Raw genomic sequence first — 19,289 nt, 5'->3', positions numbered from 1 at the left:
CTTACCTGTTCTTTGCTTTGTAGTTCAAAAAGAAGGGCTGTGCAGGTTTTTATGGGGGGCTAGTTTGGGCGTAAGTAGGGCAAATAGATTAAGAACGTTGTGCCCAAGCCAACTTCGCTCTGTACTTCAATACGGCCTTGGTGCTTGTGAATAATTCTTTTAACAATGTCTAGGCCAAGCCCGCTGCCCTCTCCTATGGGCTTGGTGGTAAAAAAAGCATCAAATATTTTTGGGCGGATATGTTCTGCAATACCGCAGCCACTATCTGAAATCGCCACTCTTGCTTCATTCGCTGTTCGGCTAATTTCTATCTTGAGTACGCCTTTGTATTGCATGGCTTGCAATGCGTTATGGATGAGATTGGTCCAGACCTGATTCAGCTCGTCAGGGAAGCAGACAATTGGGGCAATATCTTCGTAGTGGCGTATTAATTCGATATTTTGTTTAATTTGGTTTTGATAAATGGTGAGCACCGTTTCCAAGCCGTCTTTTAAATGGGCTTCGGTGCTGACGCCTTCGTGATCAAAGCGGGAAAAAGATTTCAGGGCAAAGATAATTTTACTGACTTGCTCTACCGCAAAATTAATATTGTCGGTATTGCTTACGATGCTTGAAATGCTGTAAGCCGTATCAAGGATTAAGCCATGATCTGGATGCTGGAGTAGCGGTAAGTATTCAGCCAAGCTGCTTTCCGCGTGTAATTGCACCAAAATCCCCGCTTTGTAGTGGGCATCTTCGATATTTTCGGCTTCAAGTTCTTGGTTTAATATGCGCACCTTACTTCTTTCTTCACGGCGGCTTAGCACGTGTTCAGGTTTGTAACTGATTAATTGGATAAAGCGTTGCTGGTCGATTTCAGTCAGCCTTTGAAAGAGCCTTGGTAAGTTTTCTAGGGCGTGGCTTAATGAATCAGCGATATTTTTGCCACTGGATTTTACTGCGCCAATCGGCGTATTGATTTCGTGTGCGACGCCTGCAATAAGCTGCCCAAGAGCCGCCATTTTTTCAGATTGAATCAGCTGGCTCTGTGCCTGGCGCAAGTTTTCGAGCGCATTGGCTGTTTGTTCCCTAGAGGCTTCTGCAGCGGCATAAGCGGTTGCATTGGCAAGTGCAATGGCGGCATAGACGGCGATAGAGCGCAGGATTTCTAATTCTCTTTCCTGAAATGCATTGGCGGTGTGGCTTTGAATGGAAACAACACCAATACGCTGGCTGTTTACAATTAAAGGGCGTAGCACTACAGAGCGCATGGGTGCGCTGGGCTTAATGCTTTCGGGGGAAGGTGCTTTTTCTATCAGGGCCTCGTCGGCGATAATCAGCTCTTGTTCTTCCCTAAATGCCCTAACTGAAAGCGAGCTAGGGTGATCGAGCATCAGGATGGCAGGATCGGCTACCAGGCCATCTTCGATGTAGTAAATCAGATTCAGCCTGTCGCCCTCAGATGCGAGTAGCGCTACGGTAAAGGCATCGAGGGGCAAGAGGGCGCGTAGATGCTGATAAAGCGTTAAACAAATCGCATGGGGGTTTAGGCTGGTTGTGAGCTCTCTACCAATATCGCCCAGCTGGCGTAATGTATCTGCCGAGCTGGCTAAGGCTTTATTGGCTTCAAATAACTCTGCGGTACGCTCCCAAACCCGATCGGCCAGATGATCGCGATGTTTGGCTAGCTCTTCTTCATACTGCTGCTTTTGTTGCAAGTAGCCGGATAAATTACTCTGTAAATTGTTGACGCCAGAAACCAGCATGCTTAACTCATCCTGACGGGATGAGTCCCGTGGCATAAGCAGCGCTTGGTTTAAGTTATCCGGATTCAGCTGGGCTAGGTGCCGAGCAATTCGCTGCACATGCACGGTGACCGATCGGTTAAAAATCAGCATGATAAAACCGGCTAGGAGTAGCGACTGAATGCCTTGCGTCCAAATAATTGCAGCAACCTCGCTACGTAAGCGCGCCCACAGTACTCGTTCATCCCCAGAAAGCACGAGCTTGCCAACCTGCTGACCTGCCGCTCCGGAAAAAGGATGGTAGCTCAGTATCAGCTGGCGGGAAGGGGCGATGCTTGATGCTTGCCAGCCGGGCTGGGTAAATACAAAGGTTTCTGCAGCCCGTTGTTCTGGCGTGATCGTAATCACAATTTGCCCTAAGGACGATACTTTGGATGCGCTGGCTAAATGGGTTCTGAGTGTTTCTCTATCCATTTCCCAAATCGCTTTACTGAGGGGGTGCTGATAAACCTGCTCAATAAGGCTAAGCTCTGCACGCATGGCGGCTAGGTTTATTTGCCATGCTGACCATGTTTTAATCGCCACGGCCGCTAGTGTAAACACCAGACAAAAAGCCAGCGTAGCGAGTACGATGCGGCTGCCTAGTGATAGACCAGATTGACCGATACGTGGCATTGCGCGCCTTTAAAAAAAAGAGGAATTAAAGCCATTTCTTTTTGATTAAATCAAATGTGCCATTTTTTTTAATCGTATCTAAGCCTTGCCGGAAGCGCTCGACCATTTCATCTGATGTTTTATGGCTAAAGGCCATAAAATATCCATCTCCAATTAGATCAAGCCGGTAGGCTTTGCTGAGTACCTTATTGGGATCATCGCCGAATTTCCGCACTAGATGATAGGCTGCCATTTCATTCATCACCCATAAATCAACTCGCCCGCGTTTGAGCTTTTCGTAATTAAGCAGATATTTCACGCTTGATTGCAGATTTGTGCCTTTAATAAAGCCTTGGGATTCCAAAAACTGCTCGCCGATATCTGTATTCACGCTGCCAATTTGGTATTTCTTTGCCTCTTCTAAGTGATTGATTTTGATATTGTGGTTGGCTAGGGAAAATAAATAATTGTTTGCAGGAGCGATAGGGCCTATCCATTTAAAAAGTTTTTCTCTTTGCGCAGTACGGCCAATTGAATAAATCAGTATGTTTTTATGATTGAGTGCCGTGTCGTAAGCCCTGGCCCAAGGCATAGATTGAAAATCGCCTTGAATTTTCATCTCTTTCAAAATGGCTTGAATGACCTCGGTGCTAAAGCCTGTTAAAACACCCTTTTCGGTGAAATTATAAGGGGCGAGTTCTTCAGTCACAATCTTGATGACTTCGGCAGCGGCCGTGTGTAGCGTCAGATTGAGCGCCATAAAAAGTAAACATTTCTTTAGCCACCGCAAGACTCTCTCCTTCTAGGGAATCGTATTGTTATTGGTTTTTTTCGATTGTTTTTTTGACTAGCCCCTCGGCTTTTAATTGCTCAAAAGCACTGCGTATTTTTTCTACAAGAGGGTCGGGGGTTGATTTACTCAAAGCGATATATAGGCCATTAGATATCCCATTGAGTGTGTAAATCCTTTCTAATTTTGTGCAATCAAAGGCCAACTGCTGGCAGAGTGCTTCAGCATCTTTATCAAGCAGGGGAATGATATCTACTTGTTTATTGATTAATTGTTTAAAATTGTCTTCGCGCTGTGCGGAAATAGTGAGCCGGGTAAATTTTTGTTGGTGTAGATAGTCTTGGCGTACATCATTACGGATAACGCCTATCGTATAGCGTTTAGCATCAGATAGATTGTTTACAATAATTTCTTTATGTACTTTGAGTTTATAAAAGTGATATTGGGTTTTGATCAATTCCCCTACCCATTTAAACTGCTTTTCTCTGCTGGGGGTACGAACAATGGGATAAATAAGAATATTTGCCCGGTTTAGTGCCATTTCATAGGATCTGGCCCAGGGGTAAAGATGAATACTGTAATCAGTTAAGCCCGCTCTTTGCAGGTTTAGCTTAAGTAGCTCAGTTGCAGGCCCAGCCACTTGGCCTTCTTTGAGATAGCTATAAAGCGTGGTTTCAGTAACCGCGTGAAGGGTCTCAGCATAGGTGGTGGAAAGCAAAATAGAGAGAGCCAGTAGGGCGATTGCTTTCATGATTTTTGTTCTATTCATAGTTTATAAAAATAATCTAGTCAGCATTGACTCTGTTACTTTTAAGAATAGACCAAGCTTGCTCTTTTTTTATAAAGAGGAGCAGGGCAGCTTGTGGCTGCCCTGCAAAATCCTTGCTTGAAGCTTTATAAGCCGCCGTTTTCCATCATGGTGCGTATCACTCGATTAAATGGCTCGATCCAATCAGGGTCAAATTGCTGATCAGAGGCGTTGACTTCGGCAATGGCCCGCAGCACGGATTTATTCTGGCCGCGATGGCTGTGTTTAAGCATCACGGCTTCAAAGGCATCGACCAGTGCCAGAATTTTTGCACCCGGCACAATATCGTTGCCACTGAGTTTATTGGGGTAGCCTGTGCCTTCGATATTTTCGTGGTGCTGCAAACACATGGTTGATGCATCCTGCCAGCCATCCATTCTGGCTAAAAGGCCAGCGGCCCAAGCGGGGTGATCGACAAGTTGCGCCCGCTCGGCATCGGTCATTCTTTCTACTTTTAGCCAGAGCGATTCAGGTAAAAACATCATGCCTACATCATGCATATACACGGCGGCTTCGAGCTGGGTGCTGGAAACCACGCCGCCTGCTGCCTTATTGGTGGCGAGGGCTAATTGTAGATTGCGTGCGGTGCGGCCACGAAACAGCGGCGAGCGCATTTCTAATTGAAGTGCCATATTGCGAAAAAAACGTAAATCTTGGCTGCGCTCTTCGTTAGAGCGTTCTGCTTCGGCACGGGTACGGTCTGGCAGAGCGACGGCGGCATGTTTAAAACCGGTGACGGCTTCGATCAGCCGGGCACAAGCAGGATCAAGCTCTTCCGCTTGCAAAGTAGACAGGCCATCAAGCCCGCGGGCCAGTGTGGGCAGATGCAAGCTGCCGGCCGATGCATTATTGCTGAGCGATTCAACGGCTTGCTCTAGTCTATCTAAAGTCAGCAACAATACTTCGGATAAGACTTCGGTAAGTTGCAGCTCGCCGGCGCGCATTCTGGAAAGAAGCGTTTCAATTCCGTGGACGAGGGGAATCACAAATTCAACGCGGCATAGCCCTGCATCGCCTTTAATATTATGAAAAGCGCGAAATAAATCAGAGATAAGCATCATTCTGCCCGGATCACGTTTTAGCTCGGCGATAATTTGCTCGATCCTTGGCGCATGATCTGCAAGGCTCTCCCGAAAATCTTGGAAAGTATTGATATCGTGAATTTTCGGGGTAAGTAAGCTGTCGTAGTTCATGAGGGCACCTTTAGGTGGATTTAGCTTAAGCATAAGTCGCGCTTGCCACAGAAGATATTCAATTTTTAGATTAAATGCGCGGAATGGCAGTTTTGCTATGTCTTCGTTGGGTAATATTCGCTGCTTATAATGTAATTTATGCAACGACGTCATTGTTTTAAAAAATTAGAATAATGACTGCTGAAACGTAATGTGTACATTGAATTGATTTCGATGTTGTTTCATCTCTCTCCTCTGTATGTATTTACGCCACCGACTCGGTGGCGTTTTTTTTGCCTGTAGCGGGTACAATGGCAGATTGCTCTTATGAAAAGTATTACGACCATGACTGAATCCATCCGCTTATCCAAACGCATGACCGAGCTGGGCATGTGCTCACGCCGCGAGGCCGACGAATTTATTGAACAGGGCTGGGTAAAAGTCGATGGCGTTGTGGTCAATACCCTCGGTAGCCGTGTTGTGCCTGAGCAAAAAATCACCCTAGAGCGCCAGGCCACGGTATTTCAAGCTGAGCGTGTCACTATTCTTATGCACAAGCCAGTGGGCTATGTATCTGGCCCTGCCGAGCCGGGGGACCGCCCAGCTTGGACCTTGATCAAAGCAGAAACGCGCTTTATTGGCGACCGAACCGGCATCAACTTCCTCAAAAAACACATGCACAACCTCGCCCCAGCGGGCCGCTTAGATGTAGATACATCAGGTTTACTGGTGCTAACGCAAGATGGCCGCATCGCTAAAAAGCTGATGTCGGATGTGGATGTAGAGCGCGAATATGCCGTTCAGGTCGAAGGAATGTTGAGCACAGAAGGTTTAAAGCAGCTTAATAATGGCCTGAGCCTTGATGATGAGCGCTTAAAGCCAACTAAAGTCAGTTGGCAGAGTGAAGACTCATTGCGTTTTGTATTGCGTGAAAACCGCCCGCGCCAAATTCGCCGCATGTGCGAATTAGTCGGCCTCAGAGTGATCGCAATCCGTCGACTGCGCATTGGCCGTATCTCCTTATCTGATCTACCTGTTGGTCAGTGGCGCTATTTGCGGATGGATGAGCGGTTTTAATTAGGGCTCTGCCTGAGATATAGAATCAAATCATACAATCCTTGCCCATCATCATTGGTGCGCAGGGATTTTGTATTTGTATCGATTGAGAAATGTGGCTGCTATAGCTGACATTCGATCATCTATCGAGTCAGCAAAAATCGTCATAAGTGATTGAGAAAGGGGCTTGCCAAGCAGGCTAAACAACATAGACAATTCGGGCTTATTACAACCCAATAAGAACTATATGCAAGCCTCCAATCTGAATCACTATAAAACCAATATTTTAGGCAAAATTATCTTTGGCAGTCGCTGGCTGCAATTGCCCATTTACCTTGGTTTGATCATCGTACAAGGGGTTTACGCATATAAGTTTCTGGCCGCGCTCTTCACGATGATGATGAGTCTAACCACGCTGACAGAAACCCAAATCATGCTTTCTGTGCTGGGTTTGATTGATGTGGTGATGATTGCCAATTTACTGCTGATGGTGACCGTGGGTGGCTATGAAACATTTGTATCGCGCTTGCGGATTAATACTCACCCTGATCAGCCGGAATGGCTGGATCATGTGAATGCCACGGTGCTTAAAGTTAAATTATCGATGGCGATTATTAGTATTTCCTCGATTCATCTGCTTCAGACCTTTATCAACGCCGACAAAATGAATGAAACAACCATGAAATGGCAGGTGATTATTCATTTGTCCTTCCTTGTTTCTGCTGCTGCTCTGGCTTATACCGACAAGCTTTTGCATTCTGTGGCACCGCAACACCACAAATAAGTTTGGTGGATGGATAGGTTTAGATTTAGCGTTTTATTTTTGAATTGAAAAAAGCCTCTTTTTTAAATAAGGAGGCTTCTTTAATTTAAAACCTATCTTTTCGCACCGTTTTTGCTTTGCCTCGGTGCGTAAGGCCTATGGCGTTTTGCACCCTATGAGGGGGTGTAGCTTGGTTTTATAGGGTGTGCAAGAGCTTTTCTTGCGCACCGCTCTTGCGCTACTGCTAAGCAGGCTTGTATTGGGCTGCTTATTTATATTTCTTCCCGCTGCTGATACATCGTCAGCAACAGCTCATTCGCCATCTCGGCAAATCCCTCATCGTTCAGCAAGCTTTGCCCTCGCCAGGCCATTTCATACCAGATTTCTGATTCTTCTCCGGCAAAGCCGCGCAGGCTGTTGCCGTGCCAGCTTTCTCTTGCGGCCTTTTCAGCGACATCTGCCGAGCCATCGTCGCTACTGAGCGCTTCGGCATATTTGGCGCTGCTGCGGGTGGCAAACGGCAGGCGATTAGATAGGCCTTGCCAGTAGTAATGCAGCCATTTTTCTAGCTCGAGGCCTGCGTTTTCCACTGGCCCAAAGCGCCAATGGCCTTTTTGACTGACGATGCGTGTTTCCTGTTGCACGCCATCGGGCGCGGCGTGGCAGAAGGCGAGGTGTTTTAGCCAGCAGGCGATCAGCTCGATGGGCGAGCTATGGTCTGTCCAAACCGCTACCTGCCCGTTGGGGCGCAGCTGGTGCAGTGCGCCATTAAGCTGCATATCGTCCGCAAATTTAAATAGGAAACTATGCGGTGCCAGCGTTGCATCGCTGAGCAGCGGCTCGGCGGCGTTATAGAGTTTACGCAGCGTGGCAGATTGCTTGGCGGCGCTCATATCGCCAAAACCACCGTGCGGCAGCAGGCCTGCAGCGCGGCCAGTGGCGATGGAATCACTGCTCCAGCCTTGCTCCAGGGATTGCCAGATCACTTGGTTTAGCTCGCTTTTGGCGGAAAAAGACAGGCTAAATGGCTCGTTACTTTCAAATTCCACCGCCTCATCGGCCAGCCGGATACCGATGCGGTTTCTGAGTAAATAGCGGGTGGGGTTGCGCCAAAAGGCCAGCAAATCGTTAAACGCGACGTTTTTGAACTCTGCATCAGGCAGCGGCAAGCTTTCTGCTAACACAGAGAGCGGCAGGCGCTGTGGCTGGCCAATGGCGGTGGCAGCGGCAAACCAGAGCGGTGAATAGGCAGGCAGTCGTTCTTCCTTAAAATAGCGAGGACTAAAGGGCTGCAGCGGGTGCTCGGTAATCAAATGCTTGAGCAGCCGCTCGCGCTCGATACGTCGCCATTTTAGTGCTTCGTTGCCAAGGGCGGGCTGAGGTGGGGCATCGTCCAGCACAAAGCTGCGGCCTGCCGCGTCGAGCAAATCAGATACCACCACCGATGGCGGGATCACGCCATTATCTTGGATACCACGGCCTACATAGCTCAGATACAGCACATCGCTGGCCGAAAGCAGGGTTTCAAGGAATAAATAGCGATCATCAGCACGGCGGGATCGATCGCCATATTGCGGATTGTGCGCCATCAAATCAAAGCCCGGCGGGCGTGATTCACGCGGGAAAGCGCCGTCATTAAAGCCCAGCAGGGCAATCACTCTAAAGGGCAGGCAGCGCATCGGCACCATGGCGCAAAACGTTACCGCGCCGGTTAAAAATCCACCACTTGGAATCTTGCCGGACAGCGCGCCATTGAGCCAGCTGCGCGGCACGGATAAATCCACCGGCGCATCGTACTGAGCGGCGCGGCTTTGTTCGGCAAATTCAATGACCTGCTCGCGCAGCTCTGCCAGGATCAGTGCTTCATCGTCATCCGGCGCAAATAGCGCCTCTATCATGTCTATCAATTTGCTGTGCCACAGCTCGGGCGTGTGTTCCCCCGATAGCGATGCAGCTTGCTCAAACAGCGTCTCGGCAAAAGCCGCGAGGCCCGCCGCCAGCTGGGCCTGATTCCCAGCCACGCCGCTGCCGGGCAATGTGCCAGCAAAGAGTGGTGCAGCAGCGCCCGCCACACCAGCGGGCAGGGCGATGCTCAGCAGTAATCTATCTAGCCCAAACCGCCAAGTGTGCTCAAAGGTATTGGGTAAACCCAGCTCGGCCTTATGCTCGCCATCTCTCCCCCAATGAATACCTAATTCGCTGATCCAGCGGTGGATGGTGGGCAAGTCGGATGCGGCAATTTCAAAGCGGCGGGCAATGGCGGGGATATCCAGCAGCGCCATCATCCAATCGCTGGCAAAGCGGCATTGCGGCAAGGTGAGCAGCTCTAGCAGGGCTTGCGCCAGCGGTGCGGCGTCTTTTAGGCTGCGGTCAGCAATGGCAAAGGGCACATTGGGTGCGGCGAGCTCGCTTGCGCCAGCGCTTAAATGGCGGCCAAACACCGCCTCAATATAGGGAATGTAATGTTCGATATCGGGCATCAACACCACAATCTCGGCGGGGGTGAGCGTGGTATCGCTCTCGAACAGCGCCAAGAGCTGATCGTGCAGCACTTCAATTTCGCGCATGGCCGAATGGCAGATATGCACTTGCAAGGATTGATCGTCTGCCGCCACTCGCTGGGCGGTTTCCGGGCTGCGGGCGACTAGCTCCAGCACATCGCTTTTCAGCGTTTGCAACATCGTGTCGTGGTTGCCAGGAAAAGGCGTGAAGTATTCAAGGATTTCTGGCTCGGCAATCAGCTGATTAAAAAACTCCCGCCCCTGTTTGCCCCACACCGCCAGCAGCGGATTACCGACTTCCAGATACAAGTCTTCAGGATCAAAACCATCAGAAAGCCGGGCGATTTCCGCCGCATCCCGAATCTCGCCCCAAGGCTCGCCGCAAGGGTTGAGCGCATGAATAAACACCTCGCAGCGCTTGGATAGCGCACGCAAAATCTCCATATACACCGGTGGCAGGCTGGATATGCCAAATAGCGAAACACGGCTAGGTAAATCTAGCGGGCGCGGGTCGAGTAGCCGCGCATGGGTGGCCGCCAGCAGCGCGCCACGATGGCCGCCATCGATACGGATATCCAGCTCGTCTTTGGATAGATAGCGCCACAGCGCCGCCTGCCAAGCCTCATCATCTCCTAGTCCCAAGCTCTGATTTTTTTCCCAAGCCAGCAGCCAATCGGCGCGGTAAACCAGATACTGATCGAACACATCGGCAATCCGCGTGGCTAATTCAAAACGCCTAAAATCGCCTCCTTCACGCAGATAATTAAGCAGCACCGGCGCATTGGGCTGCGAATCCAGCCAAGCCAGCACCCGCCAGCCCATAATCTCCCGCGAAAACGGCGATTTTTTCGGCAAATTGCCGCCCAGCGTGCGCTGCATTAAATCCCAGAAAAAAGAAGCCAGCAGCGGATAGCCCATCTGCGCCGTCATGCCTTGCTTTTCCGCCAAACGAAAATTCAACCACCGCCCCATCCCCTTAGACTGCACCACAATCTTTTCCTGCTCGAAGGGGGATACCAAAGGAGAAGTCTCTAACTGATGCGCCAGCGCCGCCAGCAGAACGTCGATACGGTTGGATTGGAATAGATGCAGCACGGGGGCCTTGGGGTCGTGTAAAGAAGTATTGGTATATAGGTACAGAAGTGTGTTTTTATTTGTTTTTTTCTAATTTGGATAATCTTTTTTGAACGGATGATAAATTACTTAAAATAGAAGGTACATTCCCAGTAATATTACTCATTTGCAAAAATAATTGCTGGCTTTTTGTATAAGCCTCTATCGCGGCAGCTATGTTCTTATTGTTTAACTCAATATCAGCAAGTTTCACAAATGAAATGGCCAAATTACCTAATATATTGGGTGTATCACCTAAACTTTGCCTAAGCTGGCTACGGAGCTGTAGACTTTCGTTAAGGACTAAGCGCGCTGCGTAAATGTTATTATTTAATAATTCAAGTGAACTTATACTTTCTAAAAAAGAAGCTAGAATGCTTAGATTGTTAGGGGTATCTCCCTGAGATGCTCTTATTTCTCTGCATAGTTTCAACCCCTCTTGATAAGAATTATTTGCTGAGTCTCGCTGCTGGAGGCTTATTTCAGTATTTCCTAGCTGTAAGAGGATTTTTGTTAGCACTCGTAATACTGCAGGTGTACTGCCTTGGATTGTTCTTTGCCAGCGACTTAATCCTAAAGCTTCTTGATATAATGCTAGGGCAGCTGCTTGATTATGGCTGTTGTGTTCAATATCACCTAGCTGGGCGAGTGCAATGGTTAAATTATTTAATGTAGATGGAGTATCTCCAATATCGTTTCTAAGCTGTCGGCACAGTAATAGGCTTTCATTTATTGCTTGCCGAGCGGAGACTAAATTACCGCTATCGCTTTCAAGCTCTCCTAATTGAGCTAGTAACGCTGATAGATCTTGTAATGTGTTTGGGTGATTATTAAATTCTGCTCTCAATTGGCGTTTAATGTTTATACTTTGATTAAACATGTTCCTAGCAAAGTCCAGATGTCCGCTTATATGTTCTATTTCTCCTAATCTTTCTAGTGAAGTTGACAAATCCCGCAATGCCATTGGAATGTCGCCTAGTTCTTTTTGCTGTTGGTAGCTTAATTGCAGGCTTTCATTTGCAGCCGCTCGTGCTGTATTGATGTCCCCTGCATCTAATTTTGAATCACTAAGATCAAGTAATGCATGAAGTAGATTTTGTACTTTCTGTGGTCGATTATTATGTTTAGCCAAATCCTGACGTGCTAACTCAACGGCTTGTTGGGCATGAATAAGCTGGCTATGTAATTCGCCCTTTTCTCTGGCTTCTTCGTAGCTTTTACTAGATTGCCACTGCTGCAATTCCATGGTGTTGCTATCTACTTCTGTTAAGGCAGGAAACTCAATAATAAACTGCCTAATGCTCCATAAATCAGGCGCCCAAGTGACTAGCTCAGGGGCAAATTGCATAGGCAATTGTAGGAATAATGGCCGCTTGACTGTATTTTCTAATTGACTGCGGCGTTTATTGAGTGCCGAGATGATCTCGCGCCGAGTTTCTTGCCATATTAAATCATAGGGGGCTATGGATAGCTCCAACCAGATTGGGGCATTGCTGGGCGTGGGTGATTCAAAGATACGGCTAAGCACTTGCTCAAGCGCAGTATTTGAATCTTCGGGTTTGATCCAGTCTATTGTGCCAGTTCGAGTGCGTACAAAGTCTTGCACTCGTTCTCTTAGCTTTGCTGAGGTGTGTGCATTGTCTGCAAAAATTAAATAAAACCCAAAGCCATTTTGCCATTCAAGTAATTGCTTTAGTTCGGCCCAAGTAGTTTCAAAATCTGATTGACGATTAGACATGGTCGCGCACAATTGGGGATACTTGATACCAGATCGAGCCATTTTGGTAATCAAGAATAAGTGAGTGATCAAATAATCTGATAATAGGCGGTAAATCTTGCTCAAGAATTGAAATATGTTGTGCCAGATTACCGCTTTTTTCGCGGCAAATTTTCAGCCATTTCCTATCATCAGCATTTAGCCATTGCAAGGGTTTGCTTTCTTCTGCCAAGGCTTGTTTAACCGCTGGGGCATCAATCTCAGTGAGAGGTAATACCACGCGATTTAATGCAGCTTTACTCGCTGTATGGCGCAGTAGTGAAAATAGGCGGCGCACATTCCCGCCAGACATCCAGATTAGGTTTTCTAATACAGGCTGGCTAATAAGCAATTGCCAATCAGTGAAACGGCGTTGAACAATATTCACCATACGGCAGATTCCATCTGCATTTCTATTGCAAATATTATCTTCCCTTGGTTTGTCCATTACTTTGAAGTTAGGTAAACAAAAGCTATTAGAAAATCCGCTATCTACATTGGGTAATACAGCATGTAAATAGGGTGGTGCGGTGTAAATAACTGAAATCTCACCCAGTTGCAGGCGTGAAGGATCGTTATAAAATATTTCGCGTAAAGAGTTAAATAGGTCTTGCTCAAACCCGCTAGGGGCAGATAGCCGTTCTAGTGAATCAACCACTAAGACAATTTTTGTAGCATTTGTTTTATTACGAATAGCCTTTGCAAGCTCGAGCGCAAATTGCTGAGCTTGCAGGAAAAACTCACCAGAATCACGCACAAATTTGACAAGGTGTTTTTTGAAATCTGGGTTGTCTTGTAAGGCAAATTCAACTTCGGCTTCAACACCTGCAATAGAAGTTTTTAATTTAGGTTTGAGTGTGACATCCGAGCCTAATAATTGCCTTGTTCTGTCCCAAATCGTTTCTTTTAAAATATCATGGCCGTGCTTTTTTCTGATTGCATCGGATAAACCTGCCAGTGCCGTTAAAACAAGCTCTGCTTGGCTGAGGTTAGGGTCGGTTAAATCAAGATAGCTACTGGCATCACAATAAAATGCAGCAATACCTGCGTTTTCTAATTCAGTAATTAGACGGTTAAGTTCTGTTGTTTTTCCAACACCTCGCAGGCCAGTAAAGAGATAGCTTCCTGCTTGCTCTTCCCATTCGATAGCTTGTTGAATATTCATGACAGGATCGTGAGCATCATCGTCGCTTCGATTGACGTAATAGCTACTTTCATCTGCACCACCTGAGGCGGACATAGGAAAGGCATTAAAGAATGCTTTGGCCAATTGATTTGTGTTCTGGGTGCTCATTTTATCTTGCCTCTATTTGAACCGTATTGATGGATCAAATCATATATTAATCAATAATCGTCATGCGAATGCTTGTCTACAACACACTACATCATGCCATACAAGCCCTATACGCAGCCAGATTGTGCTGGTTAATACTCGACTACTCCTCTTGGATTGGCTCTGTTTTTTATGGTGCTTGTAATTAATATATGCCGTTATTCTTTAGCTGTTTAGCATTATGAGGAATTATATTTACGAGAGATTAAATATTTTTATGCACGATTTTCCTTCTAAACTAAACCTCATGCCTAAACCCAAACTCCCCCCATTAACTGACGCCATCCGTGCCGATTTGTTTACCCATCTGGCAACGATGGAGAAAGCGGGCCTGCCGGTGGCGCAGGCGTTTTTATCACTGCGGCTGGCAAAATCCGCTCAGCCTCGGGTGGATGAGGCGCGCAAGTGGCTGGGGCGGGGCAAGGATGTGGCGGCTGCGGGGCGGATGTCGGGCTTGTTTAGCGATCTGGAAGCGGATTTGCTGCATGCGGCGATCAGCGCGGGCAGCCCGGCGCGTACTTACTTTCGCCTTGCAGAGCGCTATGCGTTGAAAGCCAGATTAAGCCGCCAGATGCGCTCCAAAATGATGCTGCCTATCGTGGTGTTTGTGCTGGCTTTGCTGGTGCAGCCGCTGCCCGATTTGGTGTTGGGCGCGCTTAGCCCAGCTGCTTATTTATGGCGCTGCCTGCGGCCGATGCTGTTTTTTATCTGCCTCTATGGCTTGTTTGAAGGGATTTCTGATTGGCTGGAAGTTTCGGGGCCGTCGCGGTTACGGCGGCAGATTGAAACGCTACTGATCAGAATGCCGCTCTTTGGAGCAATGAATGTACGGCGCAATGCGCGGGATTTTTTTGAAAGCCTGGCGCTGATGCTGGAAGCGGGCCTACCGATGTTTGATGCCCTGCCCAAGGCGAATCGGGCGATTCATAATCAGCTGATCCGCAGTGAATACAGCCGCATTCTGCCCAAAATGCAGCGCGGGGATAGTTTTGTTAAAGCGCTTGATCATCAGTCTTTTTTAGGGGAAGAACGGGTGATTGGCTTTGTGCAAACGGGGGAGGCCAGCGGCACTTTGCCTGAAATGCTGCTGCGGCATGTAAATATGGAAAGCGAAAACATCGCTGATTTTCAAAGCAAAGTCGCCGAGTGGTTCCCAAGAATCATGTATGGCCTGCTGATGCTATGGATGGCTTATGGCATGGTGGTGGGGAGTGGCGCACCGCAAATTCCTGCTGATTTGTAAGGCTAAAAAGCGTGCAGAGCAATATTGAAATATATTATTTTGTGGAATTTTGACAGTTTTATTGACTAAATTGTAAGTGATTAGGTATGATTCGCCGTCTTGATGGAGAGTTGGCCGAGTGGTCGAAGGCACTCCCCTGCTAAGGGAGCATACGGGCAAAACCTGTATCGAGGGTTCGAATCCCTTGCTCTCCGCCAAGTGCAGCTGCACTGGCTGAGTTTAGTCTTAGATAGTAAGTAAGCTGCATAAGAAAATAGCCCTTGTTGATCAAGGGTTTTTTTTCGTCTCAAGGGTAGTATCTAGCCGTCGTCCATTAGCTCATAGCTACGCAATGACTCAAAATCTGTTTTCCTCCGTGAAACTCAGCGTCCTCTGTGTCTCAAGATTTGGGCTTTACCCCGCAACCTCAGATCCACATCAATAAACAGCCAGATCTCCCCGCCTTTCCTCGCTATTAAATCTAAAATTAGTCATAGGGGGATTTTATGACTACATCCTTTGATTTTAATCGTGCGCCGTTTAATAGCCTGAATTCTGCCGAGCAGGATCGTATCGCCGCGGCCTTGGATGTGGCTTATTACGCGGCTGGATCGGTGATTCAGCAGCAGGGCGAGGGGGTGGATGCCTTGCTGGTGGTGATGAAGGGGCTAGTCAGGGAGGGCGGCGAGGCTAGCTTTTACGGTTGTTTTGATGTGCTTGATAGCAAATCACTGCTTAGTGGCAAGGCTTGCTGCACTTTGCATGCGCATGAAGATACGTTGCTTTGGCATATTCGCCGTGATGTGGCGATGAAAATAAGCGATGTTAATAGCCAGTTTGCGGCGTTTTTTTATGCTGATGTGGCGCGTAAATTGGCGGCGTTGAGCCACTCCGTGCAAGAGTTACAGCCAAGGGTAGCCGATGCGGTACTGCATTCACCTTGCTGGCTGGCAGAAAGCGCCACGGTGATGGACGCGGCACGGCTGATGAAGCGCGTGCATAGCCGCGCCGTATTGGTGAAGGAAGCTTCGGGCGTGGGGATTTTTACCCAGAGCGATTTACGCAATGTGGTGGTGGATGGGCTGGATGCCAATCATGAAGCGATTTATCGCCACCTTAAGCGCCCGCTGATTTGTGTAAAAGCCGAGGACGATCTGCACCACGCCATGTTGTTGATGATGCGGCACTCGGTGCAAAGGCTGGTGGTGCTGGAGGGCGACGAGGTTTGCGGCGTGCTGGAGCAGATCGAGCTGATGTCGGCTTTTTTTAATAACTCGCATAATCCACGCGGCATTACCGCACAAATTGGCCGTGCCAATCATCCCGATGCGCTGATGGCGGCGGTTAAAAGCACTCAGCAATTAATCCGCTCTCTGCACGGCAATGGCATGAAAATCACCCTGCTGGCCGAGCTGGTGGGGGAAATTCGCCAGCGTTTATTTAGCCGCTTGTTTACGCTGCTTGCCCCGCCAGAAATGTTGCCGCATGTGTGCCTGCTGGTTTTAGGCTCGGAAGGGCGTGGCGAGCAGATATTAAATACTGATCAGGATAATGCGCTGATTATTGAAGACGGCTATCAGCATCCGGATTTAGAGCGTGTTTGTCGTGAATTTAACGAGCAGCTGATTACCTTTGGCTATCCGCCTTGTCCCGGCCTAGTGATGGTGTCTAACCCACAGTGGCGGCAAAGCGTGGCAGGGTATAAGCGGCAGATAAATACTTGGACCAGCAGCGCCAGCAGTGAAAACGTCATGCATATGGCGATTTGGCTAGATGCGCGGCCAGTCTGCGGGCAGGTGGCTTTATTTGAGGGCCTGCGCCAATATTTGCAGCAGGATTTAGGCGACAATGCGGCGTTTTTATCGCGCTTTGCTTTTCCGGTGGAGCAATTCTCCCCGCCGATTAATTTGTTTTCTAGGCTGATTGCCACGGCTGGGCCAGATAAACACGCGCTCGATATTAAAAAAGGCGGCATTTTTCCCGTGGTACACGGCCTGCGCAGCCTTGCGCTGCAATATGGGATAGACGAGTGTAATAGTTATCAGCGTATTCAGCGCTTAAGTGATATCGGCCATTTAAGTGAGAGCTTTGGCCGTGATTTAGCCGAGTCGCTGGCATTTTTACAGGGCTTGCAGCTTAAAGCAGGGCTGCTCAATCAGGCGATGGATAAGCCAGTTGATCATCTGATCGACCCTGCTACTTTAACCACGCTAGAGCGTGAGCTATTAAAAGACACGCTGTCGGTGGTGAAGCAATTTCGCCAACTGGTTAGCCATCATTTCAAGCTGGGGATGTTATGAGTGGCTTCTATGGGCATTAAGCCAATGACATGTATTGCCCCTTTTGTAGGGCGGGTGAAACCCGCGAGCCATGCTGAAAAATACGCGGGTTTCACCCGCCCTACGATGATTTGATGTGCGTGGTGTGTGGCCGATTGATGATAAAAACCTAAATGATGCGTATAGGGCATGTGATGAGCGGCTTGATAGATTATTGGCAGCGCTGGCGCAGATCACGCAGCTTGGCTTTGGCGAACCCTCAGTTTGCCTATCTATGGGATGCGCCTCCCGCTGACGAATACATCAGCCTAGATTGCGAAATGAGCTGCCTCGATCCAAGGCAGGCAGAGATTTTAAGCATTGCCGCGATCAGGATGAAAGGCTCGCGGATTCTTCTTTCTGAGCATCTAAAACTATTAGTGAAACCCGCAGGTCAGATTGATCCGGCCAGTATTGCCGTGCATGGTTTGCGCCATCAGGATGTACAAGAGGGCATGGCGATTGAGGATGCTTTGGCCGCCTTGCTGCACTTTATCGGGCCGCGGCCTTTGATTGGCTATTATCTGGAATTCGACTTGGCAGTGCTGGGCCGCCTGCTTAAACCGACGCTGGGCGTGGCTTTGCCTAATGCCCGTATCGAAGTGTCCAGCTTATTTTATGACCATATGGTCACGGCACATCGTCCCGATGTAGATCTAAGCCTCAGCCATATTCTGCAAACATTAAACCTACCCGATTTGCCTCGCCATGATCCGCTGAACGATGCGCTGTTGGCTGCGATGGTGTTTTTAAAGTTGCGGGGGTAGGGATGTGTGCGCTGAGAAAATTGTTTTTTATTAGCGAACGGCAAAAAACATAGATACCACGCTCTCTGCATAGGGCTTAAAAATCCCCTTGAAACACGCCGTAGTGAGGAACAAGCGGGGCGGGGTTTCGGCAAGGGAGCGAGGAACGAGCCAATCCCGCCCGCCGCCGACTCGATTGTCCGCAGCGAAGGGGCCTTCGTGTTTCGTGGGGTCGCCTTCTTTGCTTACTTTCTTGGCGAAGCAAGAAAGTGAGTCCCCGCGTGGACTACGCACCAAAATCAACGTGCCGAAGGCACTAAAAAGATCTATTTAACTGTGTTTAGCAAGCTCTCGCTCATACTTCAACAATCTTCCCTTATAAGCACGGCCATCATGCAGGGGCTTGTTGATTAGTGTTTCGCTCAGGCTAAAGCCATTTGCAGCCATCTGCCGGTTAAAGGCACTTCGATTACCTCGGTTGGGATCGATAATCAGCACTTCGGCATGGGGGGCGGCATGGCGGTCGATAAAGGCAGAGAGCGCAGCGGGCTGGTTGCGCTCGTACAGCACATCGCTGCCGATGATAACGTCGAATTGGCCTAGCTCAGGATTGATGCGATCCCAATTGCCAGTGCTGTATTTCAGCGCGGGCAGGGTATTGAGTTGCAAGTTGGCTTTCAGAAAAGTTTCGGTCAATGGGTGGCAATCGCTGGCAGTGATATCGCCATTTCTGCGATGCACCACCATGCTTGCCAGCGCCAAGCCACAGCCAATTTCTAAAATTCGCCGCTCACCTAAAACATAAACTTGCATTAAATCAGCCAGCTTTTGTGCCGATGGCCAGATTTGTCCAAATAGCGGCCAGCAAGCAGGCGAAATCCCCGCGTTTTCTGCTTCGCCTAGAGGATCAAAATATTGTTGAATATCGAGCAGCGAGCGGATATTTAAATCCAGACCGCCAGCCACGGCGATATCTTGAGTTTTAACTTGGTAGCCAAGGGGCGTGCTATAGGGCATGAAAGCCTTGTGTAGGTGCGGCGTTAGATGCTTTTCGAACCGACGCAACGCTTCCTCAGAAGGGCTTTGCAAGAATGATTAGTATTTGGCGGAGCAGAGTACAAAGAGGTAAAAGGTGTTTGATGCTAACACTCGAGTGTATCGTTTGGGATGTTTTCCTGGCAAAAGGGTATTAGGGACATGATTAGCGGGCTTTATGCGGTGTATTTATTGATTTTGTAAGTAATTAAAATATAAACGTGCATGTTTTTAATTAATTTATTTTTATTGGGTTAGTTTTTTTGTGAAAATCTTGATGCAGAAATACTTATACAGA

General features: G+C 48.4%; 13 protein-coding genes and 1 tRNA gene. 6 read left to right on the top strand and 8 right to left on the bottom strand.

Annotated elements, in window-relative coordinates; translation table 11 throughout:
* Nucleotides 1–59 precede the first annotated feature (59 nt).
* The 4 genes from ACFQNF_RS07325 to ACFQNF_RS07310 form a co-directional block, all read right to left on the bottom strand.
* The gene (locus ACFQNF_RS07325; RefSeq protein ID WP_380187312.1) at nucleotides 60–2,399 is read right to left on the bottom strand and encodes a sensor histidine kinase; all 2,340 of its coding nucleotides are present in this window, start codon (nucleotides 2,397–2,399) and stop codon (nucleotides 60–62) included.
* A gap of 25 nt (nucleotides 2,400–2,424) precedes the next feature.
* Nucleotides 2,425–3,168, bottom strand: coding sequence for a substrate-binding periplasmic protein (locus ACFQNF_RS07320; protein WP_380187310.1), 744 nt, complete (start codon nucleotides 3,166–3,168; stop codon nucleotides 2,425–2,427).
* 28 nt (nucleotides 3,169–3,196) lie between these two features.
* Nucleotides 3,197–3,919: a substrate-binding periplasmic protein gene (locus ACFQNF_RS07315; RefSeq protein WP_380187308.1), complete on the bottom strand. Its 723-nt coding sequence runs from the start codon at nucleotides 3,917–3,919 to the stop codon at nucleotides 3,197–3,199.
* A 143-nt stretch (nucleotides 3,920–4,062) separates the two neighbouring features.
* Entirely contained in the window at nucleotides 4,063–5,169 is a 1,107-nt protein-coding gene (locus ACFQNF_RS07310; RefSeq protein ID WP_380187306.1) for an HD-GYP domain-containing protein, read from the bottom strand.
* A gap of 306 nt (nucleotides 5,170–5,475) precedes the next feature.
* Here ACFQNF_RS07310 and ACFQNF_RS07305 point away from each other — a divergent pair, with 306 nt between their 5' ends.
* On the top strand, nucleotides 5,476–6,225 hold the full coding sequence (locus ACFQNF_RS07305) for a pseudouridine synthase (protein WP_380187305.1): 750 nt from the start codon (nucleotides 5,476–5,478) through the stop codon (nucleotides 6,223–6,225).
* Nucleotides 6,226–6,451: 226 nt separating this feature from the next.
* A complete protein-coding gene (locus ACFQNF_RS07300) occupies nucleotides 6,452–6,988 on the top strand; it encodes a TIGR00645 family protein (RefSeq protein WP_380187304.1) in 537 nt (178 codons plus the stop codon).
* 251 nt (nucleotides 6,989–7,239) lie between these two features.
* Here ACFQNF_RS07300 and recC read toward each other — a convergent pair whose 3' ends face one another.
* The 3 genes from recC to ACFQNF_RS07285 are packed head-to-tail and all read right to left on the bottom strand — an operon-like array spanning nucleotide 7,240 to nucleotide 13,631.
* Nucleotides 7,240–10,563 carry an exodeoxyribonuclease V subunit gamma gene (gene recC / locus ACFQNF_RS07295; RefSeq protein ID WP_380187303.1) on the bottom strand — a complete coding sequence of 1,108 codons (3,324 nt, stop codon included), beginning with the start codon at nucleotides 10,561–10,563 and terminating at the stop codon, nucleotides 7,240–7,242.
* Nucleotides 10,564–10,618: 55 nt separating this feature from the next.
* Nucleotides 10,619–12,319: a tetratricopeptide repeat protein gene (locus ACFQNF_RS07290; RefSeq protein WP_380187301.1), complete on the bottom strand. Its 1,701-nt coding sequence runs from the start codon at nucleotides 12,317–12,319 to the stop codon at nucleotides 10,619–10,621.
* Nucleotides 12,312–13,631: an AAA family ATPase gene (locus ACFQNF_RS07285; RefSeq protein WP_380187300.1), complete on the bottom strand. Its 1,320-nt coding sequence runs from the start codon at nucleotides 13,629–13,631 to the stop codon at nucleotides 12,312–12,314. Before ACFQNF_RS07285 ends, ACFQNF_RS07290 begins: the two co-directional genes overlap by 8 nt.
* Before the next feature lie 286 nt (nucleotides 13,632–13,917).
* Between ACFQNF_RS07285 and ACFQNF_RS07280 the strand changes: the two genes are divergently transcribed.
* The 4 genes from ACFQNF_RS07280 to ACFQNF_RS07265 all read left to right on the top strand — a co-directional run bounded on the left by ACFQNF_RS07280 (nucleotide 13,918) and on the right by ACFQNF_RS07265 (nucleotide 17,977).
* Entirely contained in the window at nucleotides 13,918–14,913 is a 996-nt protein-coding gene (locus tag ACFQNF_RS07280) for a type II secretion system F family protein (protein WP_380187298.1), read from the top strand.
* Between the two features lie 104 nt (nucleotides 14,914–15,017).
* Nucleotides 15,018–15,110 (top strand) — tRNA-Ser (locus tag ACFQNF_RS07275).
* Between the two features lie 288 nt (nucleotides 15,111–15,398).
* Nucleotides 15,399–17,192 carry a putative nucleotidyltransferase substrate binding domain-containing protein gene (locus ACFQNF_RS07270; protein ID WP_380187297.1) on the top strand — a complete coding sequence of 598 codons (1,794 nt, stop codon included), beginning with the start codon at nucleotides 15,399–15,401 and terminating at the stop codon, nucleotides 17,190–17,192.
* Nucleotides 17,193–17,365: 173 nt separating this feature from the next.
* On the top strand, nucleotides 17,366–17,977 hold the full coding sequence (locus ACFQNF_RS07265; RefSeq protein ID WP_380187295.1) for a 3'-5' exonuclease: 612 nt from the start codon (nucleotides 17,366–17,368) through the stop codon (nucleotides 17,975–17,977).
* Nucleotides 17,978–18,286: 309 nt separating this feature from the next.
* On the opposite strand, the gene ACFQNF_RS07260 is transcribed toward ACFQNF_RS07265, so the two are convergent.
* Complete coding sequence (locus tag ACFQNF_RS07260) at nucleotides 18,287–18,973, bottom strand: class I SAM-dependent methyltransferase (protein ID WP_380187293.1); 687 nt, start codon at nucleotides 18,971–18,973, stop codon at nucleotides 18,287–18,289.
* Nucleotides 18,974–19,289: the final 316 nt, after the last annotated feature.

The sequence above is a fragment of the Iodobacter arcticus genome (assembly GCF_042664895.1).
In the GTDB taxonomy this organism is placed as follows: domain Bacteria; phylum Pseudomonadota; class Gammaproteobacteria; order Burkholderiales; family Chitinibacteraceae; genus Iodobacter; species Iodobacter arcticus.
The sequence above is the reverse complement of the archived record's forward strand: the minus strand, read 5'-3'. Positions and strand labels throughout refer to the sequence as shown.

Bases quoted from the DNA above. Each gene is read 5' to 3' on its own strand.
- ACFQNF_RS07290 (WP_380187301.1), bottom strand. From the start codon at position 12,319: ATGTCTAATCGTCAATCAGATTTTGAAACTACTTGGGCCGAACTAAAG.
- ACFQNF_RS07280 (WP_380187298.1), top strand. From the start codon at position 13,918: ATGCCTAAACCCAAACTCCCCCCATTAACTGACGCCATCCGTGCCGAT.
- ACFQNF_RS07315 (WP_380187308.1), bottom strand. From the start codon at position 3,919: ATGAAAGCAATCGCCCTACTGGCTCTCTCTATTTTGCTTTCCACCACC.
- ACFQNF_RS07325 (WP_380187312.1), bottom strand. From the start codon at position 2,399: ATGCCACGTATCGGTCAATCTGGTCTATCACTAGGCAGCCGCATCGTA.
- ACFQNF_RS07270 (WP_380187297.1), top strand. From the start codon at position 15,399: ATGACTACATCCTTTGATTTTAATCGTGCGCCGTTTAATAGCCTGAAT.
- ACFQNF_RS07310 (WP_380187306.1), bottom strand. From the start codon at position 5,169: ATGAACTACGACAGCTTACTTACCCCGAAAATTCACGATATCAATACT.
- ACFQNF_RS07265 (WP_380187295.1), top strand. From the start codon at position 17,366: ATGAGCGGCTTGATAGATTATTGGCAGCGCTGGCGCAGATCACGCAGC.
- ACFQNF_RS07300 (WP_380187304.1), top strand. From the start codon at position 6,452: ATGCAAGCCTCCAATCTGAATCACTATAAAACCAATATTTTAGGCAAA.
- ACFQNF_RS07260 (WP_380187293.1), bottom strand. From the start codon at position 18,973: ATGCCCTATAGCACGCCCCTTGGCTACCAAGTTAAAACTCAAGATATC.
- ACFQNF_RS07305 (WP_380187305.1), top strand. From the start codon at position 5,476: ATGAAAAGTATTACGACCATGACTGAATCCATCCGCTTATCCAAACGC.
- ACFQNF_RS07285 (WP_380187300.1), bottom strand. From the start codon at position 13,631: ATGAGCACCCAGAACACAAATCAATTGGCCAAAGCATTCTTTAATGCC.